The sequence below is a fragment of the Bradyrhizobium sp. CCBAU 11434 genome, assembly GCF_028128895.1.
In the GTDB taxonomy this organism is placed as follows: Bacteria; Pseudomonadota; Alphaproteobacteria; order Rhizobiales; family Xanthobacteraceae; genus Bradyrhizobium; species Bradyrhizobium zhengyangense.
The window spans coordinates 16,211-41,332 of the sequence record NZ_LBJX01000069.1; the positions used below are offsets into that span (position 1 = coordinate 16,211).

Annotated in this window: 25 protein-coding genes and 2 pseudogenes; 18 read left to right on the forward strand and 9 right to left on the reverse strand. The window is 60.1% G+C overall.

Features of this window, described 5'->3' with window-relative positions; translation table 11 throughout:
• Positions 1-31: 31 nt before the first annotated feature.
• The 5 genes from XI06_RS14720 to XI06_RS14740 form a co-directional block, all read right to left on the reverse strand.
• Positions 32-760, reverse strand: a complete 729-nt coding sequence (locus XI06_RS14720) for a LuxR family transcriptional regulator (protein ID WP_237874087.1) — start codon at positions 758-760, stop codon at positions 32-34.
• A gap of 212 nt (positions 761-972) precedes the next feature.
• Complete coding sequence (locus XI06_RS14725; RefSeq protein WP_271605687.1) at positions 973-1,491, reverse strand: RidA family protein; 519 nt, start codon at positions 1,489-1,491, stop codon at positions 973-975.
• Positions 1,492-1,554: 63 nt separating this feature from the next.
• Positions 1,555-1,941 (reverse strand): VOC family protein, encoded by a 387-nt coding sequence (locus XI06_RS14730; RefSeq protein WP_237874084.1) that lies wholly within the window; start codon positions 1,939-1,941, stop codon positions 1,555-1,557.
• Between the two features lie 7 nt (positions 1,942-1,948).
• Positions 1,949-2,665 (reverse strand): SDR family oxidoreductase, encoded by a 717-nt coding sequence (locus XI06_RS14735; protein ID WP_237874082.1) that lies wholly within the window; start codon positions 2,663-2,665, stop codon positions 1,949-1,951.
• 156 nt (positions 2,666-2,821) lie between these two features.
• Positions 2,822-3,733: a LysR family transcriptional regulator gene (locus XI06_RS14740; protein ID WP_271605688.1), complete on the reverse strand. Its 912-nt coding sequence runs from the start codon at positions 3,731-3,733 to the stop codon at positions 2,822-2,824.
• Between the two features lie 123 nt (positions 3,734-3,856).
• Here XI06_RS14740 and XI06_RS14745 point away from each other — a divergent pair, with 123 nt between their 5' ends.
• From XI06_RS14745 to XI06_RS14785, 9 genes are all read left to right on the forward strand, one after another.
• Complete coding sequence (locus XI06_RS14745; RefSeq protein WP_271605689.1) at positions 3,857-4,834, forward strand: quinone oxidoreductase family protein; 978 nt, start codon at positions 3,857-3,859, stop codon at positions 4,832-4,834.
• Positions 4,835-4,876: 42 nt separating this feature from the next.
• Entirely contained in the window at positions 4,877-5,740 is an 864-nt protein-coding gene (locus XI06_RS14750) for a branched-chain amino acid ABC transporter permease (protein ID WP_271605690.1), read from the forward strand.
• Positions 5,737-6,762 carry a branched-chain amino acid ABC transporter permease gene (locus tag XI06_RS14755; protein WP_271605691.1) on the forward strand — a complete coding sequence of 342 codons (1,026 nt, stop codon included), beginning with the start codon at positions 5,737-5,739 and terminating at the stop codon, positions 6,760-6,762. The genes XI06_RS14750 and XI06_RS14755 overlap by 4 nt, the downstream gene beginning before the upstream one ends.
• A gap of 66 nt (positions 6,763-6,828) precedes the next feature.
• Entirely contained in the window at positions 6,829-8,118 is a 1,290-nt protein-coding gene (locus tag XI06_RS14760) for an ABC transporter substrate-binding protein (RefSeq protein ID WP_237874075.1), read from the forward strand.
• A complete protein-coding gene (locus tag XI06_RS14765; RefSeq protein WP_237874074.1) occupies positions 8,115-8,864 on the forward strand; it encodes an ABC transporter ATP-binding protein in 750 nt (249 codons plus the stop codon). Before XI06_RS14760 ends, XI06_RS14765 begins: the two co-directional genes overlap by 4 nt.
• Entirely contained in the window at positions 8,857-9,573 is a 717-nt protein-coding gene (locus tag XI06_RS14770) for an ABC transporter ATP-binding protein (RefSeq protein WP_237874073.1), read from the forward strand. The genes XI06_RS14765 and XI06_RS14770 overlap by 8 nt, the downstream gene beginning before the upstream one ends.
• Before the next feature lie 546 nt (positions 9,574-10,119).
• A complete protein-coding gene (locus tag XI06_RS14775; protein ID WP_271605692.1) occupies positions 10,120-10,464 on the forward strand; it encodes an NIPSNAP family protein in 345 nt (114 codons plus the stop codon).
• A complete protein-coding gene (locus tag XI06_RS14780) occupies positions 10,461-10,838 on the forward strand; it encodes a cupin domain-containing protein (RefSeq protein ID WP_271605693.1) in 378 nt (125 codons plus the stop codon). Before XI06_RS14775 ends, XI06_RS14780 begins: the two co-directional genes overlap by 4 nt.
• Positions 10,835-11,725: a dihydrodipicolinate synthase family protein gene (locus XI06_RS14785; protein ID WP_271605694.1), complete on the forward strand. Its 891-nt coding sequence runs from the start codon at positions 10,835-10,837 to the stop codon at positions 11,723-11,725. Before XI06_RS14780 ends, XI06_RS14785 begins: the two co-directional genes overlap by 4 nt.
• A gap of 82 nt (positions 11,726-11,807) precedes the next feature.
• Here the strand turns inward: XI06_RS14785 and XI06_RS14790 are convergent, their stop codons facing one another.
• Positions 11,808-12,740, reverse strand: a complete 933-nt coding sequence (locus XI06_RS14790) for a helix-turn-helix domain-containing protein (protein WP_271605695.1) — start codon at positions 12,738-12,740, stop codon at positions 11,808-11,810.
• Positions 12,741-12,879: 139 nt separating this feature from the next.
• Here XI06_RS14790 and XI06_RS14795 point away from each other — a divergent pair, with 139 nt between their 5' ends.
• The 5 genes from XI06_RS14795 to lhgO all read left to right on the forward strand — a co-directional run bounded on the left by XI06_RS14795 (position 12,880) and on the right by lhgO (position 18,947).
• Positions 12,880-14,415 carry a sugar ABC transporter ATP-binding protein gene (locus tag XI06_RS14795; RefSeq protein WP_271605706.1) on the forward strand — a complete coding sequence of 512 codons (1,536 nt, stop codon included), beginning with the start codon at positions 12,880-12,882 and terminating at the stop codon, positions 14,413-14,415.
• A 66-nt stretch (positions 14,416-14,481) separates the two neighbouring features.
• Positions 14,482-15,543 (forward strand): ABC transporter permease, encoded by a 1,062-nt coding sequence (locus XI06_RS14800; protein WP_271605696.1) that lies wholly within the window; start codon positions 14,482-14,484, stop codon positions 15,541-15,543.
• Between the two features lie 55 nt (positions 15,544-15,598).
• Positions 15,599-16,711: an ABC transporter substrate-binding protein gene (locus XI06_RS14805; protein ID WP_442869445.1), complete on the forward strand. Its 1,113-nt coding sequence runs from the start codon at positions 15,599-15,601 to the stop codon at positions 16,709-16,711.
• 61 nt (positions 16,712-16,772) lie between these two features.
• Positions 16,773-17,690, forward strand: a complete 918-nt coding sequence (locus tag XI06_RS14810; RefSeq protein WP_271605698.1) for a polysaccharide deacetylase family protein — start codon at positions 16,773-16,775, stop codon at positions 17,688-17,690.
• 51 nt (positions 17,691-17,741) lie between these two features.
• The gene (gene lhgO, locus XI06_RS14815) at positions 17,742-18,947 is read left to right on the forward strand and encodes an L-2-hydroxyglutarate oxidase (RefSeq protein WP_271605699.1); all 1,206 of its coding nucleotides are present in this window, start codon (positions 17,742-17,744) and stop codon (positions 18,945-18,947) included.
• A gap of 808 nt (positions 18,948-19,755) precedes the next feature.
• On the opposite strand, the pseudogene tnpC reads toward lhgO, so the two are convergent.
• Positions 19,756-20,597, reverse strand: a pseudogene (gene tnpC, locus XI06_RS14820) (IS66 family transposase); the annotation flags it as partial.
• Between the two features lie 511 nt (positions 20,598-21,108).
• Between tnpC and XI06_RS14825 the strand changes: the two are divergent.
• The 3 genes from XI06_RS14825 to XI06_RS43790 all read left to right on the forward strand — a co-directional run bounded on the left by XI06_RS14825 (position 21,109) and on the right by XI06_RS43790 (position 23,434).
• Positions 21,109-21,891 (forward strand): class I SAM-dependent methyltransferase, encoded by a 783-nt coding sequence (locus tag XI06_RS14825; RefSeq protein ID WP_237874059.1) that lies wholly within the window; start codon positions 21,109-21,111, stop codon positions 21,889-21,891.
• A 399-nt stretch (positions 21,892-22,290) separates the two neighbouring features.
• Positions 22,291-22,554: a hypothetical protein gene (locus XI06_RS14830; RefSeq protein WP_271605700.1), complete on the forward strand. Its 264-nt coding sequence runs from the start codon at positions 22,291-22,293 to the stop codon at positions 22,552-22,554.
• Between the two features lie 523 nt (positions 22,555-23,077).
• A complete protein-coding gene (locus XI06_RS43790; protein WP_377803216.1) occupies positions 23,078-23,434 on the forward strand; it encodes a hypothetical protein in 357 nt (118 codons plus the stop codon).
• Between the two features lie 365 nt (positions 23,435-23,799).
• On the opposite strand, the gene XI06_RS14840 is transcribed toward XI06_RS43790, so the two are convergent.
• On the reverse strand, positions 23,800-23,937 hold the full coding sequence (locus tag XI06_RS14840; protein WP_271605701.1) for a hypothetical protein: 138 nt from the start codon (positions 23,935-23,937) through the stop codon (positions 23,800-23,802).
• Between the two features lie 36 nt (positions 23,938-23,973).
• Between XI06_RS14840 and XI06_RS14845 the strand changes: the two genes are divergently transcribed.
• Positions 23,974-24,120: a hypothetical protein gene (locus tag XI06_RS14845; RefSeq protein ID WP_237874056.1), complete on the forward strand. Its 147-nt coding sequence runs from the start codon at positions 23,974-23,976 to the stop codon at positions 24,118-24,120.
• Between the two features lie 514 nt (positions 24,121-24,634).
• On the opposite strand, the pseudogene XI06_RS43795 reads toward XI06_RS14845, so the two are convergent.
• Positions 24,635-25,011, reverse strand: a pseudogene (locus tag XI06_RS43795) (hypothetical protein).
• Between the last annotated feature and the right edge of the window lie 111 nt (positions 25,012-25,122).

Consider the following 25,122-nt stretch of genomic DNA (forward strand, 5'->3'; position numbering starts at 1 on the left):
CATCACCTGCAGTTGCAGGGGGCCGGAGGTCCTAAATCCGCGGCTTTCTGTTCGCAGCCACCAGCAAGCAGACCGCTTGCACAACTGTGCGAACTCCCAGCTTCTCCTTTGCGTTCTCCAGATAGTATGCGACCGTATTGCGCGAGATGCCAAGGATGCACCCGATTTCCCAGGCGCTCTTGCCTCGCGACGCCCATTCAAGGCATTCGTATTCCCGCGGAGAGAGAAGTGTCTCACCGATCCTCGGCTCATCCGAGAGCTTGCGTCTGACGTGAGCATGAAAATACATTGCCATTAGCTGAAGCACTCGCGCATGCGAGTTGACACAGACTTCGAATGGCGCCTCTCGCTGGCTGGTAGCGAAAGTCAGCGCCGCGATCGGGCCGCGTCCATCATGAATGGGAACTGTGAAACCGGTTCGGATGCCGAACTGTGCGGCTTCGTCCAGGAGCCGCTGCTGTGCCGGAGAATTGAACGAAGACGGCAGACCAACGCCCCACTGAAATGGCTCCGGGCTTTCGAGCACTTGCGCGATCACAGGGTCGATACGCTCATATCGGCTTCCAAGGTAGTGAGAGGTCCACTTTTCCGGATACGTTGCTATCAACCGCGGTTTGTCCTGCGGGCGGCGAGGCAGGCTTAAATACGCGAAGCAAGACAGATCGAGATCTGCGGCCGTCACTGCCATCGCATCAGAAAACCCGACTGGATCTTCTGCGGCCGACAAAAGGTCAATAAACCTTTGAAAGATGCGGTGCATCAGGACGTATGCTTGCGGTGACCTGGTTTCGCAGCGCGTGACTTCAGCAATCAGACAGCGGTCTTCAGGTGGTCCAGCATCGCGATTACTCCTTCAGCTGGTTGGCAATATAAACGCTCATGCCGGTATTCGGTCCGCGTGTGCTTCTCATCAGAAACCGGCGTGCGTCACCGGATTCTCATTTTCGGGGCATGGTCCAGAGATGAGTCATTTCAAGAGGGCAGGTATTGTCCGCCTTCCGCATGATTGAACTCAGTCCACAAAACAACGAGACTCGCACAATCGAGCGGCATCTCCGGGTTTGAATAGATCATCCGGGTGTGGGCACCGGCCGCTCCGAAGATCTGATTGATCAAATCGGATGCTCCGTTGAGAGCTTTGGCATGTTCTGTAAAGCCTGGCGCAACGTTCAGTACGCCTTCGAGCCGGACGATACGTATGACCCGCGAGAGTTCACCTAGCGCGCTCTTGAGCTGGGCAATAGCATTGAGCGTTGAAAGTTTGCAGGCTTCATAGCCTTGCTCGGGGGTGAGATCCTTGCCAATCTTGCCCTTGAATTTTAACTGCCCATCGATCCATGGCAGTTGTCCCGACGTGTAAAGCATGTTGCCTGTAATCACGCATGGCTCGTAGTTGGCAACGGCGGCCGCTGCCTTTGGCAGTGAGAGCCCTGCGGCCAGCAAGCGCGATTCAGGGCTTGATGAACTCGTTTCTGATTCAGCCAGATGCATTTTTGATATCGTCCAGGTCAACAGGCGTCGACGGTCCGCGATGCGCGGGGACCGAGCCAGCTCTTAGAGCGTAGACTGGCTGTGAGGGGTGTCACTTTCGCGGAAAACCAGTTCCAGGAGAATTCCTGTGGGGGTGCGTATAAAGAGACGATGTTCCCCAAGCTCAGGCAATTCCATCCGCGAATAGGGAATTGCGAGCTTATCCAGCTTGCGACGCATGCCATCATGGTCGCTGAGTCGGAAGGCAATGTGGTCGATTGTTTCGCCCGTGCGATTTACCGAACCCCCATTGCCCGGAATGAGATGCACCTCGGGCGAGCTATCGGCATAAAGCCAATAGCCCGGGAAGGGGAAGTCGGGCCGGTAGCCAGCCTTCAGGCCTAGCACGGCCTCGAGGAAGGTGCGTGTTCCGTCCAGATCGTTCGTGCGTATCGTGGCGTGATCAAGCATGGCAACCTCAGGCGATGGCTCCGCCCCCGTCGACGCGTACAGTTGAACCTGTCGAGAAGGGTGTCGTAGCCAGGAACATGACTGCGTTCGCGATATCCTGCGGCTGACCGACGCGGCGTACGGGCAGGCGCTGTGCCGCGTTGGTGAACATCGCTTCGCGCTTTTCCGCCGCCATTCCGGACCATAGTGGCGTTTCGACAAGGCCTGGAGATACGGTGTTGACCCGCACCGGCGCCAGCTCAAGGGCCAAGCCCCGGGCGAGCGAATCCAGCGCTGCGTTGATCGCGCCTTGAAGGACTGACGTCGCCGACGGCCGGACACTCAGGAAGCCCGAGACGAAGGTTAGTGAACCGCCATCGTTGATCCTCGCGGCGCGGGCAACACGATAGGCGCCCCAGAACTTGCTTTCCATAGCGGTCTTGGCGTCGACAAGGTCGAGTGCACGCACGGGTCCAGACGGCGTCTGGGCTGCCGAGACGATGACGTGATCCCAGGGAGCTTCCTCAGTGAAGAAGCGTTGCACTGCTGCCTGGTCGCCGGTGTCAATCACGACGGCTCGTGTCGATTTGCCAAGCTTTGCCAGGGCAGCATCAAGTTTGGTCTGCGAGCGTGATGCGATCGTTACGTCGGCGCCGGCTTCGACGGCCTGGACAGCTGTCGCCAGGCCGATACCCGAGCTGCCACCGAAAACCAGCACACGCGCATTCTTCAATTGATCTGACATTGAGCATTCCTGTCGCTTTGTCACCTCTGCTGTTTTCGATCTAGCCCTTCTGCACCAGGAAGATTATCTCCGTTCGAATGGAGGGTCCCTCCACCAACGGGAAAGTATTGGTCCGCCAGGCTGCTCCTGATGATGTGCCTGCGTGCCCTGAAGGTCTCACATTGCCCCGGCGATGCCGCCTGAAAATCCACTCAATCGGTCGGCCATCGCGTCGAGAAATGCGCGCGCCCGGATCGGCAGGTGGCGGTTCGACGGGAAGAGTGCGCACACCGGTGCCGGGTCGCTGCGCCATTCGGGCAGTACGCGGGTCAAGCGCCCCGCGCGCAGGTCGGGCTCGACGTCCACCCAGGATTTCAGGATAAGGCCGCAACCGGCCAATGCCCAATCGTGTGCAACCTCGCCGTTGTCGCTCTGCAGACGGGACGCACCCCGCACGTCGACGGATTTCCCGCCGGGCCCGACCAGACGCCAGCGGCTTCCGACCCCGCGGTAGTGCAGACATTCGTGATCTTCCAGTTCTTCCGGCGTTTTGGGGAGCCCGTGACTCTCGAGATAATCGGGGGCTCCGACGATGACGCGAAAATTATCGGCCAGCTTGCGCATCATCAGCCCTGAGTCGGCTGGAGTGCCGATCCGTACAGCTATGTCGATTTCCTCTTCAATCAGCTCCACCAGCCGGTCTGTCAGCACGAGATCAATCGAGAGTCGCGGATGCAAACGCACCAGTTCGCGACAGACAGGACTGACATGGGTTTTGCCGAGCCCCATCGATGCACTGACGCGCAGTACGCCACGGGGCTCATCGCTGTCGTGGCCGAGTGACGCCTCGGCAGCGTCGATCTCCGCAAGAATGCGCTGGGCGCGTTCGTAAAGGTCCTGTCCTTCTTCCGTGGGGGCAAGGCGTCGGGTGCTGCGCTCTATCAGGCGGGCCCCGGTACGACGCTCCAGCGCCGCAAGGCGCTTGCTGACCACGCTGAGAGCCAGCCCCATCTCACGCCCTGCAGCGGACAGGCTGCCTGTTGCGATAATTCTGACGAAGGTGCGCAACTCGGTGATGTCGTCAAGCATGGCTGCGTCCATTTGTTTCCCGCCGGTGGAGAGTGTCTCCACCGGGGTCAGGATAATCCTTCGGGGTGGAAAAAGGCTAGATGCCGAGGTGCAGCAGAGAACCGCACGGGAGGAAAGGTCGGAATGAAGGTCAAGGCGGTCAGGATTCATGCTCAGGGTGCGGCAGATGTGCTGCGTGTTGAGCTTGTGGAAACGGGATCACCAGGCCCCGACGAGATCCTGATCCGGCAGACTGCAATCGGCCTGAACTTCCAGGACATCTATCATCGTTCCGGGTGGTACTCGCTCCCTCTGCCATCAGGGCTGGGTACCGAGGCTGCCGGCGTCGTCGAACAGGTTGGCTCGAACGTAACCGAAATACGCCCAGGAGATCGTGTTTGCTATGCAGGCGGTGCTCCAGGCAGCGATGCGGCTTACCGGCTGTTTCCCGCGGACAGGGTCATCGTGACGCCTGCTGGCGTCACTGACGAAGAAGCGGCCGGCGTGCTCATGAAAGGCATGACAGTCGAGTACCTGCTCAATCGTTGCTATCCGGTCGAGCGCGGCATGCCAGTCCTGTTTCACGCCGCGGCCGGTGGCGTCGGATTGCTGGCCGGTCAGTGGGGCAGGCATATCGGCGCAAGAATGATTGGAATCGCGAACGGGCCCGAGAAGTGCGCATTGGCCTTGCGTAACGGTTACGGTGAATGCATTGATCGATCCAAAGAAGACATTGTGGGACGTGTCAGGGCCTTGACGAAAGGCGAAGGCGTTCCGGTCGTATACGACTGTGTTGGAAAAGACAGCTTCGAACAGTCACTGCATTGCCTCGCTCCTCGCGGCGTCTTTGTGTCGTTTGGCACAATAACCGGACCGCCCCCTCCGGTATCAGCACCATTATTGCAAAAGCTGGGCTCTCTCTATTTCACGCGCCCGACGCTGGCGACTTACATCGCGTCAGTGACAGATTTGCGGGCGAGCGCTGCGGCGGTTTTCGATTTGCTTGCCCGAGGCATCCTCGAGATCAATATCAATCAGCGTTACCCGCTTGATGAGGTGGCGCTTGCGCACAACGACCTTGAACGCGGCAGGAATACGGGATCGACGCTGCTCATTCCGTAGCAGTGCATGCGCAACGCGTAACAGAATGCGAGGACCGGTGGAATGTTGAAGCTGGCTGTGTTGTCACTGTTGAACGGCATTTCGGTGGCGGCGCTCTATTTCATCGTAGCGAGCGGCTTCACGGTGACATTCGGATTGATGCGAACCATCAACCTTGCCTACGGCTCCCTTTTCCTGATTGGCGGCTACGTGGGCTATCAGGTCGGCGATCTGACCCGGAACTGGTATCTCGCAATGATCGCGGGAAGCGCAATCGCTGGCCTGAGCGGTGCCGTTCTTCAATGGGGTGTTCTGGACCGGCTGCGCGGCCAGGATATGCGCCAGGCACTGGTGACGATCGGATTGTCGATCGTAGCGGCAGACGTACTGCTCGCCGTGTTTGGCGGATTGACCTACCAGTTTACACCACCTGACTGGATGCAGGCGACGGTTTCACTGGGCGTGTTTGGCGGCTATCCGGCCTTTCGACTGCTGTTGATTGCTCTTTCGCTCTTCATCGGCGTCGTTATATGGGCAGGCTTAACCTGCACGAGAGTTGGCCTTGCGATCCGTGCAGGGGTCGACGATCGGGAAATGCTGTCTGCCATAGGCGTTAACCCGTCCCGGTTGTTTGTTATCGTAGCCACGTGTGGTTCGGCGCTGGCAGGGCTTGCCGGTGTCATCGGTGGTACAGCGTTGTCAATCTCACCCGGCGAGGACTCCCGTTACCTGCTCGCGTCACTCGTTGTCACGATCGTCGGCGGGATGGGCAGCATTGCCGGCGCAGCGGTGGGAGCCTTGCTGGTTGGGCTGCTGGAGCAGGTCGGATTGCTCTACTTCCCGAATTACTCAATCGTTGCGGTGTATCTCGTCATGGTTGGCGTGCTGGCGCTTCGTCCGCAAGGCCTGGTGAGGGGAACGGCATGACGAGGCAGGAGAAAACCGCGCTTGCCGTAGCGGTCCTTGCGTTAGCGCTGGTACCCGTCGTAGCAGACGACTTCTGGCTCGTTCAGATCTTCGGGCAGTCGTTTGCGCTCGGACTTGTTGCCTTAAGCCTGAATTTTCTCTCCGGCTATGGCGGCTTTGTGTCGATGGCGCAAACGACGCTCGCGGGCTGCGCCGGATACATGGTTGCGCTCACGAGCGTGAATGCGGTCGGCAAGGGAGTTCCACTGCATCCTGTTGCAAGTATTGGTCTCGCCCTTGGCGTCTCCGCCCTTGCCGGAGCATTCGTTGGATGGATTTCAGTCCGGCTGCATGGCGTATACATGCTCATGCTGACCCTGGCTCTCGCCATGGGCTTCTTCTTCTTCGCGCAACAGAACGTTGAGCTGTTCAACGCTTTCGACGGTATCCGGGGTATCGTCGTGCCAAACGTCGCGGGAGTGTCGCTGCGCAGCCCAAAGATATTTTTCTATATGTCGCTGATTTGCTCCGCGGCAGCTCTCTTCGCGGTCATGATGACAGGTCGCTCACCTTTTGGCCTTGTCCTGAAAGCCCTGCGGGATCATCCGCGCAAGGCTGCCGCTCTTGGTTTCGATGTCGCGGCACACCGTATCGCCGCCTTCGCCGGCTCCGGTCTTTTGGCGGGATGTGGCGGAATATTTTACACGTGGTTTAACCAGCGGATATCGGCCAGCACTGTCGGCCTCGGAATGATCAACAGCGTGTTGATCATGGCAATTATCGGCGGTCTGCGATCCCCGATTGGCGCGTTTACAGGCGCATTCGCGTACGTCCTCATAAACACGTTCGCTAGCGGTCTCGTGGGTGCCGAGCGCGTCAATACGCTCGTTGGCTCTGCATTCGTGGCCGTCGTGCTGGCGTCGCCGGATGGCATCGCGGGCGCGGCCAAATATGTGCGGAGCCGCGTTCGTCAATCATCGCTGTTTGAGCGGTTCGTTGCGCAACCGGCATCCGGCTCCGCGCGCTCTGCCGTCAATGAATAAAATCAAGAGGTCGAAGACCCGGTTGAAAGCAGTCGAAGTCGTAGCATAAGACAGGAGGAAACATTTATGACGATCTGCGCATCACATTTCGGCAATCGACCCATGACTTGGGCAATGCTTGCCGCGGGCATGACTTTGATGGCGCACGATGCAGTAGCGCAAAGCGGCGATACCATTCGCATCGGGACCATGTTCGTAACAGAAGGAGCACTCGCAAGTCTTGGGCAGGAGGCCAATCGTGGCCTTGAGATCGCCCTGGCTGAGTTCGATGGCACGATCGCCGGCAAGAAGATCGTTGTTTTCAAGGAGGGGACGAACGCCACTCCTGATCTCGCTGTCCAAAAAGCGCGCAAGCTGATCGAGCAGGACAAGGTGGACGTGATCGTTGGTCCATTGTCGGGCGGCGAGGGCCTTGCCGTCAAGGAATATGCCAAGACCGTCCCATCGAAGACGTTCGTCAACGGTGCTGCGGCCTCACAGGACACGACGATGCGCGATCCCGCGCCCAATTTGTTCAGCTTCCGTGTCGACGGCGCACAGATGACCGCTGGACTTGGAAAATACGTCTACGACGAAAAGAAGTACCGCAACGTCGCAATCGTCGCCGAGGATTATGCATACCCGTACACCCAGGTCGCCGGGTTTGTCTCCGAATTCTGTGGCCGCGGCGGCAAGATCGCTGATCGTTACTGGGTGCCTCTGGGAACGAAGGACTACTCCTCGGTCATAGCCAGGATCCCCTCGGACGTGGACGCCGTGTATGTGGTTGTGGGCGGAGCCGACGCGGTCAATTTTCTGAGCCAATACTACCAGACTGGCGGGAAGGCGCCGCTCATCGGGGGGTCAATTACCGTTGACTCGGACGTGCTCAACAGCAAGGGGCCGTTCCGCAGCAAGATCATAGGCATCTTGTCGTCCAGCAATTCTGCGGACGAGTCCGAAGCGCCTGAATGGCAAGCCTTTGCAAAGACCTATCGTGCGAGGTTCCCTGATGGGCTTCCCGCGCCGTCGAGTCTGGCCGCCGCCTACTACATCAGCATGAAGGCGATGTTGCTGGGATTGCAAGCCGCCAGGGGAGACGTCAGCGGAAACCAGGACGTCCTAAAGGAGGCGCTCCGGACGCTGAAGTTTGACACCCCGACAGGCCCCATCAGCCTTGATCAGAACCGCCAGGCCATCGCCGACAATTTCCTCATGGAAGTCACGAGCCGGCCCGATGGCAGTCTCTACAATAAGGTGGTGAAGGTCGTGCCACAGGTGAACGCGACCTTGAACATGCCGCGTGAACCATACATTGCAATGGGGGCGCCGTCGCGCACCAATCCGCCGTGCCGCCAGGTCGGGAAAGTTCTGTGAGCGATCCGGCGTTGTCCATCGAAGGGCTTGGTGTGAGCTTCGGCGCACTCCAGGCCCTGGAGTCCATCGACATGAGCGTGGAGCCCGGTGAACGCCGGGTTCTGCTGGGGACCAATGGCGCGGGAAAAACCACGCTGTTCAATGTTATTGCGGGCGACCTGTCGCCCACCCGAGGCAAGGTAGCGCTGTTCGGGAGGGATCTGGGATCGATCCCGGCTTTCCGTCGCGCGCGCGTGGGACTGGCACGCACTTATCAGTCGTCTGCTGTATTCGAGAGCCAGTCTGTGAGGGACAATCTCTATCTTGCAGCTTTGGGCGCGCGGGGCCGGCAATGGGGACCATTGCCAGTCGACGATTTGAGCGAGCCTATGCAACAGGCTGCGGTTGATGCTGCCAGAGTTGGCCTCGCGAACCTGGTCGACCGTTGCGTAGCAACCCTCTCGCATGGTCAGCGGCGGCAGCTCGAGATCGGAATGGCGCTTGCCCAGCGACCAAGGCTGCTATTGCTCGACGAGCCGGCGGCTGGCCTGTCACCAGGCGAACGGCCGCTGCTGATCGAACTCGTGCTGGCCCTGCCTCGCGACATAACTCTGGTGATGATCGAGCACGACATGGATGTCGCACTGCTCGTTGCAGATCGCGTAAGCGTGATGAAGAACGGCCGCGTGGTTGCCAACGGCAGTCCGGCGGATGTCCGCGTCGATCCAGCAGTGCGAGCGATTTACCTCGGAGGGGAGCATGCCTGAACCTCTTCTCGAGTTGAGGGGATTGTTTGCCACCCTCGGTAACACTTGTATCTTGCACGGCGTCGACCTGACCCTGGCCTCAGGTTGTCTCGCTGTCGTGGGGCGAAATGGGGTCGGCAAGTCAACGCTATGTCGAAGTATCATGGGTTTGGTGCCGGACGTTACTGGACGCCTGAGGCTCGCCGGACAAGAGCTTCTCGGGCGCCCGCCTCATGAGATGGAGGGGCAGGGCGTCGCCATCGTGCCGCAGGGACGTCGTACATTTCCTTCGCTCACTGTGCACGAACATTTGCGTTTGGCGCAAAAATCAAAGGCAAAAGCCTGGACGATAGAGCGGGTCTACCAAACGTTTCCGCGGTTGGCAGAACGACGTCGAAATCGTGGAACGCAGCTGTCGGGCGGCGAGCAGCAGATGTTGGCCATCGGCCGGGCCCTTTTGCGCAACCCGCGCCTGCTTATCCTCGACGAGCCATCCGAGGGTCTTTCTCCGCTGGTGGTTGAGCAATTGAGCGCGCTTATGCAGCAGCTGTACCGAAGTGAAGGCATGACCCTCTTGCTGGTCGAGCAGAATTTCCGGGTAGCCGTTTCAGTCGCTGAGCGCGTGGCTGTGATGATCTCCGGTCGCATCGTGCATGAGGACGAAGCGTCCAGCTTCGCTTCGGATCACGAGGCGCATGAACGATTTCTGGGCCTCGGTGAAGCCGCATGAAAAAGCAAGCGCGTAAGTCGCTCGCGCAGTTCTGGCCGCTGCAAAAGCCGGAATGGATGTCCGGTCCCCAAGGCAGCTTCGAACGACAGGTGTTTTGGAATCTCCGGCGACTCCCCTGGAGATGAGGACGGCTTGATCGTGTTAACGACGCCACCTCTTACTGGGCCGGCGCTACGGCGCCGGCCTTTTTCACGTGGGCCGAGATTGAGTGGTCGCCGGCATCTCTACAGATCTCGTAGCGGAGAAACGTAATCCGAGTCCCATCGCTCAGTATTCGCGGTCTTTGTCCGCTTTTAGAAAATACCTGACCTGTTAGCGAATGACCGCCCTTGCTCGCAGTGAAATGTTGCCGGTCACAAATCGTATCCACTCGCGGGGAAAGAAATGATGTCAAGGGGAGGGCATGTCGAAAGCAGCAGGCCTCAGCCTCGCCAAGCCACTCGGGCGCAAGTTCGCTAGCCCATAGTTTCGTCATTCCGATCAAACGCGGGCAAGGGCCAATTGGTTGGCACGACGTGGTCGCCGTCCAACGTGAGGAGAAATCAAGTGCTCTACGACCTGAGAACTTATCGCTGTCGCCCCGGAACGGTTTCCGCCCAGCTTGCTGCCTATGCAGAAACCGGCTTTGCGGCGCAGTGCCGTCACCTCGGCGCTCCGCTCCTCTACGCGACGGTGGAGACCGGAGATGTCAACGCCTATGTGCATCTTTGGCAATTCCAGGATGCCGCCGACCGTGAGCGTCGCCGCGCCGCGCTTTATGAGGACGAGCAGTGGCTCGCTTATCGCCGCCGCAGCGCCGAAGCCGGCTTCCAGACCGGGCAGACCAACATGCTCCTGAAGTCCGCCTTCTTCTGGCTGCAGCATCCCACGCAAAATGAGGACCAACGATGACAGCGACGGATCACCCGCCAGGCCGGTTCAACGGCAAAGTAGGCCAGAGCCTTGTTTCAGAAAGCGACGGGGTTCGCGTCTGGCTCATTAGACTGCAGCCAGGCGACTATCTCGCGCCGCATTGCCATCAGCTCAACTATTTCTGGACCGCTACGACCGCGGGTCGCGCTCGCTCCGTCTACGACGACGGCCGCACCGTTGAGCGCGACTATGCGGTCGGCGACACTGCTCATTTCAGGATTGGTGCCGGCGAATTCTTCATCCACGACCTTCGCAACACCGGCGACAGTGTGCTCTGCTTCACCACCGTTGAGTTTCTGGATAGTGCGAATGAGCCACTCCCAATTGGGCAGTCGCAGGAGGATGTGAAGTGAAAGGCGTCATAGCCGCGATTGCCACGCCCGTGACGGAAGGGAACACGCCCGATATCGCGCGCTTTCTCGAACATGCCCGGACGTTGCTCGAGACAGGCTGCGACGGCCTGAATGTACTTGGCACCACCGGCGAGGCTACATCATTTTCCACAACAGCCCGGCAGATCCTGATGCAGGCTGCCGCCTCTGCTTTGCCGTGCGAAAGGTTGATGGTCGGGACTGGCGCGGCGGCGCTTGGCGACGCCATAGAGTTGACAGCTGCGGCAGCGGATCTTGGATTTTCCGGCGCGCTCCTGCTGCCGCCCTTCTACTATAAGAGTGTTGCGGACGACGGTCTTGCAGCCTTCGTGACGGCCGTGGCAGACGCGACTGTTTCTCCAGAGATCCCGCTTTACCTCTACAATTTCCCGCAGATGACTGGCATCGTCTGGAGCGAAACACTGGTCAGACACTTGAAGGATGAACTCGGCCCGCGCCTTGCAGGATTGAAGGACTCCTCTGGCGATCTTGCCTATGCCAGCACGATGGCGAAAATTGAAGACCTCGCGGTCTTTCCCTCCAGCGAGGCAGTGCTGCTCGACGCGCGCGGTGGCGTTTTCGCAGGGTGCATTTCGGCGACGGCCAACGTGAATGCGTCGCTCTGCAACCGGGTATTCCATCAAGGCGATGAAGATGCGCTTGCAATGGCGGTAGCAATCCGGGATCTGCTCGGCGCGGCGCCACTTATTCCGGGAATAAAGTCGGTGCTCGCTCACAACTATTCAGATCGAGCCTGGACGAGAGTTTTGCCGCCACTTCTTAACCTGGCGAAAAGTAGTCAGGAATCCATTGTTCGACGGGTCAATGAGATCCGGAGCAGGACGTCCTCAATGCTGCGGAACTGCTGAAGAGGGCCTCCAAGGTCGAATAGGCCAAGGCATGTTGTCGGTCGCAGTTGGCTGTCGGCCTGATCCGCTCCAGCCGCGTGCGCTAAAGCTGGTTGTTGCGCCCCATCGGAGCAATGCCTGGACTTGAAGTTTTCGAAGGCGCAAGCAGCGGTCTGACTTCCCTGGCTCTCGCATTGCCTCGCGCATAGGCGCTGGGCGTTGAACCGGTATAGTTGGAGAATGCCACCGTGAAGGCACCGAGACTGTTGAAGCCGACGGCATAGGCGGTTTCGGTCACGCTGGACTCACCTCGGCCGAGAAGTCTCATCGCCTCTGTCATCCGGAGTTCGTTGATGAACTCGCGCCAGCTGATACCGAGCTCGTCCTGGAAGCGACGGCGCAACGTCCGCTCCGACATGCCGGCAGCAACCGCTGTATCGGCAATGGAGGCGGTCTCTATGTGGTCACGGGCAAATGCGATGGCGCGCTCCAGATCCGGAGCATTTCCGAATGGCGTCCACATCTTGCGTTTGTTGTCGAACCATACGGCGAAGAGTTGACCCATTGTGTCGAAAAACCGGTTGGCAAGACGGTCAGTCGGATCCCGGTTCGGTCCCCAACGATGAGCAAACTGGCACATCTCGACAGCGAGTGTTGACATCGCGGTTGCCCAGCAGCCGGTATGGTGCCAGACCGTCTCCGCACCGGTGAACTTCACCAGCGTCAGATGCACTGGCACATTGGCCGCCAGCCGGTAGGAGCGTTCCGCCGGGATGAAAACCATGTGGCCTGAAGGCAGCGTCCATCGTCCGGAAACGCCAAGCAGCTGCACACCGCCATCATGAACGGCGACCAGCATCCCGCCTGGCTCGCGCTCCGAACTCGCATCGAAATACGGAAGCTTGAGCTCAACCGAGTGGCTTGGCTGACCCGCCACGACTGCGAAGCGTTTGTCGGACGGTCCAAGAGCAAAACGCTCGGCACCATCGGCCCCGCCGGTGAAGGGGCAGCTCTCCTCAGGCTTCGGTCTGTTCATCTCATCCTCGAGACGGATTGTCCGCTTTTAGAAAGTGGCTGGCCTATTTTCGAATGACGGCCTTTCTCCGCAGTGTCAAGGTTTGAGTCAAGCGAGGCATAGAGGTCGCACTCAAAAAGCCTTGAGCGGGAGGGACAGGATGAGGCTCGACAGCCATGTGCAACGCAGCGAGAACTTGCAAGGTGTTGCGGCCAACCTCCTTGAGGTCTCCGGCGTCAGCAAGCGCTTCGGCGGAACAGTTGCGCTGCGTGATGTCTCCTTCTCGGTTGCCAGAGGTGAGATCGTCGCGCTGCTCGGCGAGAACGGCGCCGGAAAATCCACGCTGATCAAGATCATGGCGGGCGTCTTCCCGGCGGATTCGGGTTCTCTCCGCTTCGGGGCAGATGCGGTCGAGGTTGCGGTCAGATCGGACCGCATAGCCTTCATCCACCAGGATCTCGGCCTTATTCCCTGGATGACCGTGGCCGAGAACCTGATGCTCGGCACAAGCTACCCCCGCCGTCTCGGTTTGATCGACTGGCGCGCCGGCCGCGAGCAGGCGCGCAGGGCGCTGGCCGAGGTCGACGGCAAGATCGATCCCGACGACCGTATTGAAACACTCAGCCGCACTGACAAATCATTGGTCGCGATTGCGAGAGCGCTGACGAGCCAGGCCGAATTGATCGTACTCGATGAGCCGACTGCGAGCCTGCCGCAATCCGAGGTCGAGAAGCTGCACGTGGTACTCAGACGCCTGCGTGACCGCGACGTCGGGATGATCTACGTCTCGCACCGGCTGGATGAAGTCTACGCACTCTGTGATCGTGTCATCGTGCTCCGGGATGGCACCGTTGCAGCGGCGGCACCGACCGCCGGGATTGATGCCGACGCGCTTGTACAGGCAATCATCGGCCGGCCGCACGACCAGGTTTTCGTTCGACCCGCCGCGCCGGCTCAGTCGAAAGAAACTGTCCTGAGTCTCGATCATGTCGAGATCGGTGCTGTCGGTCCGATTGATCTTGAACTCCGGGCCGGTGAGGTCGTCGGGCTCGTCGGCTTGCGCGGGGCCGGGCAGGACGCCATTGGCAAGGCACTGTTCGGAGTTGAGCCCGTTGCCGGAGGGAAGATCCGGCTTTGCGGCACAAGCTATCTGCCCCGGGATCCCTTCGATGCCGTGTCCAAAGGAGTGCTGATGGTCGCCGGGGATCGCGCCGCCGAGTCCATCGCGCAGGGCATGAGCATCCGCGAGAATATGTTCCTCAACCCGGTAGCGTCCGGTCGCAGCCTTCTTTCGTTGCGCTCGGCGGCTTCGGAGGATCGGGAGTCAGAGAATCTGGGGTCGGCCGTGCGGCTGCGGCCCAACCTGCCGTCGGCGCCGATCGAGACGCTTTCCGGAGGCAATCAGCAGAAAGTGGTGATTGCGCGCTGGATGCGGATCGGCGGCAAGGTCCTCGTTCTGGAGGATCCGACGGCAGGTGTCGATGTCGGCGCAAAGGCGGAGATCTATCGGCTGCTCAACGCTGCGCTGGCGGATGGTCTGAGCGTCGTGCTGGTCTCGACCGATTTCGAGGAAGTCACTTCCATCTGCCACCGCGCCTATGTCTTTCGTTCCGGTCGGATCGTTGCGGAGCTGGGCGAGAACAGGCTCTCGATAGCCAGTCTTTTGAACGCAGCCTCGCTGTCACCGGCGGCCTGACGGCGAGCGGCACAACGATATCTCCAAAGAGAACAACCGGCCGAAAAGCCGGAAGGGAGGACGACAATGGAATCCATCAAGTCAACGGCACTTGAGCCGACGCCACGGGATCTGGCGGGCTTGCCGCTGCTACAGCGTGCGGCACGACTATTGCCGGTGTACGGCCTGCCCATCCTGACAGTCTCGCTGCTTGTGCTGTTCAGCGTGCTGTTGCCAGCGACTTTCCCGACGATGCTAAACCTTCGCTCGGTGCTCGGAGACAAGTCGATCATTTGCATTCTTGCGCTCGCCGCCACAGTGCCGATGATGGCCGGTCGCATCGACCTGACCGTCGGTTACGGAATCGTCATGTGGCACGTGCTGGCGATCAGCCTGCAGACGCATTACGGGTTCGGCTGGCTGACCGCCATCCTGATCGTGCTGGCGCTGGGGATGATGCTTGGCCTCATCAATGGCCTTCTTGTCGAGATCGCCCGCATCGATTCCTTTATCGCAACCCTCGGCACCGGCACCGTGCTCTATGCGCTGGCGCTGTGGCATACCGGCGGCCGACAGGTCATCGGTGCGCTGCCGGCAGACTTCACCATGCTCTACGCGAGCAGTCTCTTCGGCCTGCCGATTGCAGCGTTCTATGTGCTGGCAGTCAGCGTCGTGCTTTGGATCGTCGCGGATTATCTGCCGATCGGCCGGATGCTCTATGCGATCGGTGCCAATCAGCGGGCCGCCGAGCTCAATGGCATTCGCACTCATCGCTTCGTCATCGGCGCCTTTGTGACCTCCGGCCTGCTCGGCGCCTTTGCTGGAATTGTGCTCGCCGCGAAGCTGCGTATCGGCCAGGCGAGCGTCGGCCTCGAATTCCTGCTGCCGGCGCTTGTCGGTGCGTTCCTTGGCTCGACGACGATCCGCCCCGGTCGCGTCAACGTCTGGGGCACCGTCGTCGGCGTGACAATCCTGGCCGTCGGCATCTCCGGCATCCAGCAATTCGGCGGCGCCTTCTATGTCGAGCCGCTGTTCAACGGCACCACGCTGCTCGTTGCCATCGGTATCGCCGGATACGCGCAGCGCCGGCGCGCCATCGGCCCGACGGCACCAAGGCAAGTCCAGTCAAACGAGAAGGGCGGCAGCTGAATCCGCCCCGGCACCCAACCCAGCATGTCAGATCGCGAGGAAACAGATGACAGCAATCTACCGGAGAACCACAACCCTTCTTGCTCTCGGCCTTGTCGGCCAGATGATGACAGTGCCTTTCGCCCTTGCCGGTGAAAGTGGAGGCAAAACTGCGCAGCAGTATATGGTGGATGTCACCGAACCCAACCCTCCATGGACGGGTCCGACCACCGGTCCAGCCGCGCAGAAGGGCAAGTCGATCGTTTATGTTTCCGCCGACCAGCGCAATGGTGGTGCCCTGGGTGTTGCCGACGGCGTGCAGGAGGCCGCCAGCGCAATCGGCTGGACTGTACGTGTGCTCGACGGGCAGGGCACTGTCTCTGGCCGCTCAACCGCACTCCAGCAGGCCATCGCGCTCAAGCCCGATGGCATCGTGCTTGGCACGGTCGACGCAAAGGAACAGGCGGAGCTTATCCGCCAGGCCGCCGATGCTGGCATCAAGATCGTGGGCTGGCATTCGGTAACAAAGCCAGGCCCGTCGGCTGAATACAAACTCTTTAACAACATCGCGACTGATCCGCTCGAGGTTGCAAAGGCCGCAGCCACCTTCGCGGTGACCGACTCCGATGGCAAGGCCGGCGTCGTGATCTTCACTGACTCGACCTATGCGATCGCGATCGCCAAGTCGGACGCCATGGCCGCGGTAATCAAGGCCTGCAGCGGTTGCAAGGTCCTGAGCGTCGAGGACACGCCACTCGCCGAGGCCAGCACCCGCATGCCACAGCTCACTACTTCGCTGCTCCAGCGCTTCGGCAACCAGTGGACCTATGCGCTCAGCATCAACGACCTGACTTTCGACTTCATGTCGGCCTCGCTTTCTTCGGCGGGCATTGCGCAGGATGGTTATCCACGCAACGTTTCGGCAGGTGACGGCAGCGAAGCCGCTTTCCAGCGCATCCGCACCAAATTCTACCAGTCCGGTACCGTCGCCGAGCCGCTGCACCTGCATGGCTGGCAGGCTGTCGACGAGCTCAACCGCGCATTCGCAGGCCAGCCGGCATCGGGTTTTTCCGCTCAGGTCCATCTGGTGATCCCGAAGAACATCAGCTCCGACGGCGGTCCAAAGAACATCTACGACCCGGAAAACGGCTATCGCGCCGTCTACACCCGGATCTGGAAAGGTCGCTGAAGTTTCGCGGAGGCCTGATCGGCCTCCGTCCATTCCCCCAGGCACGAAGGACGTTCCAACCATGAATAAAGCCTATTGGCCCGACGGCAGCCGGCTTGTCATCTCGATCTCGATGCAAATGGAAGCTGGCGGTGAAGCTCCGTACGGTCCGGGCGGACCGTTCTCGGGCTTCATCGACATGGATCCGAGCTACCCGGATTTCCCTACGAAGTCTTGGTACAAGTACGGCTACCGCGAGGGCATCCAGCGGATGCTGGACCTGTGGGACCGTTTCGGCGTCAAGGTCACCTCGCATATGGTCGGCTCGGCCGTTGACCGGTCGCCACAGGTCGCGAAGGAGATCGTCGAGCGCGGCCACGAGGCCGCAGCCCATGGGCGCGACTGGGTGCAGCAATACGATCTCGACTACGAGGCCGAGAAGAAGTTCATCCAGGATAACATCGACAGTGTCCGGAAGGCGACCGGGAAGGTGCCGGTCGGCTACAACGGTGCCGCCATGCGCGGCACAATCAACACGCTGAAAATCCTGCAGGAGCTCGGCTTCCGGTATTTCATCGACGACGTGAGCCGCGACGAGCCGTTCCTCATCAAGGTGGGCAAGAGGGACATGGCCATCGTGCCGTATTCCCTCAATCTCAACGACATCATCCAGTTCGAAGCCTACAAGTTCTCTACGGGGGAATATGAGCAGCAACTCAAGGATGAGTTCGACCAGCTCTATGAGGAAGGCGCGACGCGCCGGCGAATGATGGCGATCTCAACGCATGACCGCATTCAGGGGCGTCCCTACCGCGTGCGTTCGCTCGGGCGGTTTCTCGAATATGCCAGCAAGCACAAGGGCGTGACTTTCCTGCGCAAGGACCAGATCGCCGACATCATCTACTCGGATCCCGAGCCGCTGCGCGACATCAACGAACACGATGCCTGGGCCGAATGGGAGCGCAAGCACGGCAACCAGAAAATCGTGCCGATTGCCTGAAGCAGAGGGCTGGCGTGACCCGCCAGCCCTCAAACCGCAGCATGAGTCTCGTTGATGAACCACGATCTTGCAATTATCGGAGGCGGCATCGTCGGCCTGGCGACGGCTCTTGAAATCACCGAACGCGTTCCAGGCCTCTCTGTCGTCGTGCTCGAGCGCGAAAATGATGTCGCCTTGCATCAGACGGGGAGGAACAGCGGCGTCATCCATGCCGGCGTCTACTACCAGCCGGGCAGCCTGAAGGCCCGCTTCTGCAAGGAGGGGGTCGAGGCAACGATCCGCTTTTGCAGAGAGCATGGCTTGCCCTTCGAGCAGTGCGGCAAGCTGCTGGTGGCAACTGACGCCGCGGAGCTCGATCGCATGACAGTCCTTCACCAGCGATGTATCGCTAACGGGTTGCCGGTCGAGAAGCTGGACGGCGCCGAGCTGCGCCGCCGCGAGCCGCATATCCACGGTGTCGGGGCGCTCTTCGTGCCAGCGACGGGCATCGTCGACTACGGCCTCATAGCTCGCACCATGGCGAAGCTGCTGAGGGAGCGAGGTGTTGAGATCCTGACCGGCGCCAGGGTCGATAGCATCGAGGAAGGACCGGCCGGAGTTATGATCGGAGCAGGGGAGCACAGGATTAGGGCCCGCAACATGATTGCCTGTGCCGGGGTCATGGCGGACCGTATCGCCCGACTGGGCGGTCTTGATCTCGATTTCAGGATCGTACCGTTCCGGGGTGAGTACTATCGCCTGGGCAGCGACAGGAATGACATCGTGAGTCACCTCATCTATCCAATCCCGGATCCGGCCTTGCCATTTCTCGGAGTGCATCTCACGCGGATGATCGGTGGCTATGTCACGGTCGGACCGAACGCCGTACTGGCCCTCGCGCGGGACGGCTATCGCTTTGGCGATGTCAGCCTTCGTGACCTCGCCGAAATGATCGCCTACCCGGGCTTCAGAAAGGTAATCGCCAGCAATCTGCGCTCCGGCCTTGCGGAGATGTGGAATTCATTGAACAAGCGCGCCTATCTTGCTCTCTGCCAGCGCTATTGCCCGGACCTTAGGCTTACTGACCTCAAGCCGTATCGACCCGGCATTCGCGCACAGGCTGTTCTGGCCGACGGGAGCCTTGTGCATGATTTCTTGATACGCGAGACGGCGCGCAGCCTCCATGTCTGCAACGCGCCTTCGCCTGCAGCGACTTCCGCAATGCCGATAGCCCGCGATCTCGTCACGCGCGCCATCGCTCAATTCCGCTGGAAATGACGACGCCCCTGGGCTCATCGTGGTGCGTCGGGCGCGAAAAGGACGGAGCGCGCACAAGGCAAATATTTGGCTGGCTCGGTCCCGCGGCCGATGCGAGGTTTTACCAGCCTGATCCTGAGTGGCGTGGTCGCTCTGGCTTTCCAAGACAAGCCCGGCTTGAGTAGCCCATTCAAGCGGGCCTATTAATGTCACAAGCTCCTTCTCCCGGTCGATGGACCAAAGATGAAGACGAGGGGCAGGCGGGTAAGCGTAGCAACCGGCTGCATATTCGCTCTCGGAGGCTTTTGGTGGTTCGACGAAACCAAGCTTGCTGATCTGGCCGAAAGATCGAGAAACTCTGGGCTGGTGAGAGCGTCGATTTGCTGGATGCATCGTGGGATCCACGCCCAGATGTTCTCCGCGGCGTTCCGTCCATTCATCGCAGGTTGGTCCAGATGCGCAAGCACGGCAGAGAGTCTTGATCGCTCAAGACGTTGCTCATGGACTGCATCAACAAACTCAAGGCGTCGCTTCTCGCGCGTATTGATTAGAGCGTCAACGCTGGTGGCCGAGTCCGATACCGAGCGCAAGAGCCTTCTGCCGGAGGCTTCCCTCGCTGCGCTTCATCTGCTTCGCAATCTTGACAACTGGCGTGGGTGCCCTTGAGTGCGAACGCAGTTGCTTGACGTCATCTGCGCTGTAAGTGCGACGTGTTCTCTGCTTGGCCTACTTTACCATTGGTATCCTCGCCCGTTGGTAAGTGGGTCGTCCTTCTAGCAAGATCGCCCAAGATCGCAACGTCGCGCCGGTTGCAACGTAAGCGTCGTTCTCAGGCCACGGCTTTGAGGGCTTGAGCTCGGTAGGCCCAGGGCAGGAGCTGGTCGATGTCTCGGTTTGGATGCCCGTTGACGATCCTTGTCAGGACGTCGGTGAGATAGGCGAGCGGATCGACGCCGTTAATCTTGCAGGTCTCGACCAAGGTTGCGACGACGGCCCAATGTTCGGCGCCTCCGTCGGATCCGGCAAACAGTGCGTTCTTGCGACTGAGCTTGATGCCACGGATTGATCGTTCGACCGTATTGTGTCGAGTTCGATGCGGCCGTCATCGATGAAGCGCGTCAAGCCTTGCCAGCGCGAGAGGGCGTAGCGGATGGCCTCGGCGAGCTTGATCTTCTGGCTGATGAGAGCCAGCTTGGCGCGCAGCCAGGCCTCGAAGGCATCAGCCAGCGGCCGGCTCTTCTGCTGCCGCACGAGGCGACGCTCCTCCGCGCTGCGGCCGCGGATCTCCTTCTCGATCGCATAGAATGCGGCGATATGCTTGAGCGCCTCGCTCGCAATCGGCGCGGGGCCGGCTGTCGCGAGTTCGTAGAAGTTGCGCCGCATGTGCACCCAGCAGAAGGCAAGCTCGACCTCGCCACGTTCGGCAAGCTTTGGATAGGCGTTGTAGCCATCGACCTGCAGGACGCCCTTGAAGCCGGCAAGATGGCTGAACAGGCGCTCAGCTTTGCGGTCGGGTGCATAGACATAGGCGATGCCGGGCGGATCGAGGCCGCCCCAGGGCCTGTCGTCGGCGGCATAGGCCCAGAGCTGGCCGGTCTTGGTGCGCCCTCGACCGGGATCGAGCACCGGCACCGTCGTCTCGTCGGCGAACAGCTTGGATCTCGCGCGAAGCACAGTGAGAAACCCCCGAATGTCTCTCCGCGATATCAGCAACGGCGCTCGCAGAAACTGCGATCGTAACGCAGCTTGGCAGGTACACGCGCGAAAGCCGACCAGCAACGGCGGCCCCTGTCGAAAAGCCGGCCTAAAGCGCGCTTCAGGCAGGCACCGCAGTCGTCGCGGCACAGCGGTGGCGGAGGGGTATGGCGGCTGATGACGCACCGCCGACGATATACTGGCGGGCCTAGCACTCCCGGCGCTCTAAATCCGCAATTGGATGGGCAGCCGGGAGCATGGGGGCTGGAACACAAGCGGTGCCATGTTCGCTCTCAGGATGCAATCCTTCGAATGACGCCGATTTCGGAACGGTGTGTTCGCCTGAGGGAAAGCGCAAGTGGAAGGGAACAAGTGGCGATGGGATAGGCTTCATCCTGCTGCCAGGCAAAAACCTTAAGTTGCCCCAATTTGAATCGATCCTGATATTTGGAGCTGTCGGGCATACCCTGTGCATTGAGGTTCGATCATGTCGTTAAGCAAGGCCTTGAATGAGCGACTAACAGAACTAAAGTTTCATCCAGCCGTCCTCGCGGTCAGACAGATCAAGAAACGTTTCGCCGACAGTGGACCTGCACTGCGCCTCAAATTCAATGGCCAAAAGCGCGATGAGATCCTCGGGGAGTACAAGCGTAAATCAAGCGTGCAAGACGTCATTGACTTCACCAAGCAACATATGGGCACAGGCTCCTGTCAGATCGAAACGGAGATTTCGTCGGCCCTCGATTACATCGCTGCGTCCGCTCCGAAGACTGTCGTTGAAATCGGAACGCTGAACGGCGGAACCTCGCTTCTGTTCGGACGATTTCTGCCGACGATGGAGACGATGATCTGCATCGATCTGCACGTGAAGAACAAGGAAATGCTGAAGCTGCTGGCGACGCCGAAGCAGCAATGGATGTTCTACGACATGCCCTCCTACGCGGATGACACGGTCAAGCGGGTCGAGAAATTTCTCAATGGCCGGCAGATCGACACGTTATTCATCGACGGCGATCACCGTTACGAAGGCGTCAAGCAAGACTTTCTCTGCTACCGGCATTTCGTTCGAGAAGGAGGGATCGTCCTGTTCCACGACATCTGCGAGTCCAGCGGAAACACCAGCGCCTGGGCCGGCGGTGTCCCGCGGCTATGGCGCGAATTGTTGCCGTTCTACGAGCATAAGGAATTCATCCGAAACCGTAGCCAGGAAGGTTTTGGCATCGGCGCTCTGAAATACGCCAAGGCCGCGGAGCCATTTAAATCGACGTGACTTTGGCCGAACACAAGGCCCAAGCGGCCGCGTAGCGGGTTGAAGACCGTCAACGAAGGGCTCCGGCACAACATGACGATAGTCGCGATCGCATCGGCCGCGCCATAGCTTGGCCGCAAAAAAGGGGATCAGCCGTCACGCGCGAGGACGAGATTGGTATCGTGGCCCAATCCAGGCAGACCCGCGCTCGCGCCAAAGCACTTCAGGACCTACACGACAGCGAGATCAACTACACGATCGCCACGTTTTGGGTGCTGGTTTTAGGGGCATGCTTGGTGACGACTTGAATTGCCGCCTTTGCATCCAGCCCCTCGGGCTGGACGAGCCGCGCGATGATGTTCTGCGCGCTCTTGACGGCGAGTAGGATACGCTTTTAGGGGTCATATGGGATCAGCCTGCATGCTGCAATGGCAGGCTGAGCTGTACGTCGATCGCGCGGCCGAGCTGGCTCTTGATGAAATCTCTCAATCCGTGTGTAATGTCGCGGTGTTTCCCATTGATATGGCGCTCGAGCTCGCGCGATGGGGGAAAGCGCAGGCGGCGCCGCAAGTGAGCGTGCTGGGGTCTGCGGCTGCCAACCGGCCGGTCAGAAAACGCAAAGGCCGCAGCAGTGAACTGCCGCGGCCCGCGCCTTGTCAAAAAATCCGGGTGAAAACGATCTAAGTGAAATATGCAGCCAGCCCCGGTAAGCAGCAGCCTACAGCAGCTCTGCCGCAGTGCAATGTGATCTATTTCACAGTTTGAAACGTATTTAACGCGCCAGCGAGGCAAGAACCGCCCGGGCTGGCTGCTGGCGGCCCCTTATTAACGAAGGGCGAAAATCTCAAGCATTGATGGCACGAAACATGCTGAGTACCCGCCGCCGCGTCGATCGTGCGGAACGTCGTGGCATCGGCCGCAGGAGCCGTATGCAGAGCGGAGCCTGCGGCCCCTCTGTTAGCCCGTTCACGCTGGCCGGCCTTCAGGCCCCTGCCGGCGTACGCGACAGGGGGCCGTGTAGGTGGACAGCGCGAGCGTCATGCCATGAGGGGTCGCGCCAAGGACCCGCACAAGTCGAGACCATCGGCGCGCGATGGATGAGCGCATATGTTGTGCAAGGCGCGCAAATTAGAGGCCAGATGATTTCACTGCTGCTGCCGTGCCGGTTCACGCTGGCGGGCCATCTGCTAAAATCGCGACGCGATCGGTGCCCGCCGATCGTCAAAAAATCTTGGCTTTCAACTCCGCCGGCTCACAAGGTCGGCGGATTTTCTTTTATCAATTTACAACGATCGCCGCCCTCGATACATTTCACACTATTGCAAATCCGAAACCATTCAGTGAGGGCGTTATGTCGAGTGCGATCGAGTTGATTGTGAGTGGATACGCTACGCTTAAGGATCGACAGTCCCTTGAAAACCTGAGAACGCACCGTCGGCACTTGGCAGTCGATTTGAAGGCCCGGAGTGGCTTCGACTGCCGGTCATCGATCGCTCAGCTCGAGCAGGACATTGCCGCGATCGAGGCCGGACTTCAGGCGCTTTCCGAGCCGGTGAGTGGCTGATTAGGAATTTTGCGCTCGCATCACGCGGCGCCTCAGGTGTTTGCAGTCGCTGGAGGACTTGGATCGCTTTCCCATAGTATTCGGCCACTTTGAGAAGACCCTCCCTCGCAAACTCCAGGGAAGCAATGGCCCAGTGTTCTCTGCACGCACGTTCGGGCCTGCGAAATTGCTTCAATTCCCCTATTCAACGACAGCTCCCCAGCCTGGGGCAACTACGTCTTATTTGGCCGCCTTAATTAAACCAGTAGCTGAAACCCGCAATAACAAAAATCAACCGCTGGCTGTTTCGAATTGCTGATTTTCGATAGTGTCAAGTTGCCTGAGGTCGGACAAACGGCGCAAGCCTTCGGCCTTGACGCCCGAGTTCACGCTGGCGGGGCTATCACCTCGTACTCGAAAGCGGCGCCTTCGCGATCGTTCTCGTCAAGCCAAGCTTGAGCGGCTTGCTCCGTCGCGAAAACCTTCAGATCATCCTCGCCTTGATCGTAAATCCAGACAGTCATGACTGGCGCTCCGGGAGGTCGCGTTGAGGGCCTAGGATGCACACGAGCATCGACCAGGACCTCGGTGATGGCGTCTCGAAGGCCGTCGCGATCGAGGATGCGGGTAGGACGATCAATGGTGGCTTCTGCGTCGCGCTCGCGGGTCAGATGGTCTGCCAAGGAACCATTGCCACGGCGGCTTAGCCGTGCGTTGGCAGAGTCCGCCCAAACCTGAAGTCACGTTTAACGTGGGCGTTTAGTGTCCGCCACCTGGCCGCTTGGCATGTCGGGGACATCATCCGGGTTGCCCGTTCGCTCTGTTGCAGAAAGGACAGGGCTCACCGGGAGCACCGCAGGGACAGGGCCTGCTTTCGCTACCCCGAAGGGCGGTCAGGGTTCGCCTCGCAAACCCAGCGGCTGTTGTCGCATCGTGGGCAGAATTGCATGTTAAGGCCACATGGTCGTGAGCAATTGGTTTCGACTTACGCGGCGAAGCTCCTGCCTCTCTCGGTCAGCTCGAAATGAGGACCCTTCTCAACAAGCAGGCCGAATTTCAGCATCTCCCGCGCCAGGGACAGCGTACAAACCGGATGGGATGATAGACGTGCGTTCCGCGCGCGATGAGATGCCCATATAGCAGCGCGAGCCGCAGTGGCCTGAGCATTCCCCGCAAGATATCTGGCATTGTTGAAGAAGCGGCTGAACGTTCTGCCGTTCCTCAGATCGCGTCAGGCGGCTCCCCCCGCAGCGGCAATGCGAGTTGCAAGCCATATGGGCGCGAGCTATTGGCTTCGAATGAAGGCGTCCAATGCCGGCGAGAGGTCCAGCCGTTCGCGCGCAGTTCGTTCGGCGAGCAGGTCCGCGATTTACTCGGTCGCGTCGCGCGACCAGCCCCTCGACGGCGTTGCAGGCGACGATCCGCACGAAATAGGCATACTGGCCCGAGATCAGGTCCCGCAGCACGGTCTGGCGCTCGGTGTCCTGTTCGTCGGTCTCGCGCCGGGCGCAGCCGGCCCGCGCGCCGATGTCCTCCAGCACCAGATAGATGTCGCGGTCCAAACGATGCAGCGGCATGATCGAGAGCGAGGCACGCACACGCTTACTCCGATACTGACTGAGGAGAGAGACGGCCCCGGCTCGCAGGGGGCTTGGGGGGTATGGGCCGGGGCCGGTCCGCCAGCCCGGCGGCGGGCCAGCGGGACTCAA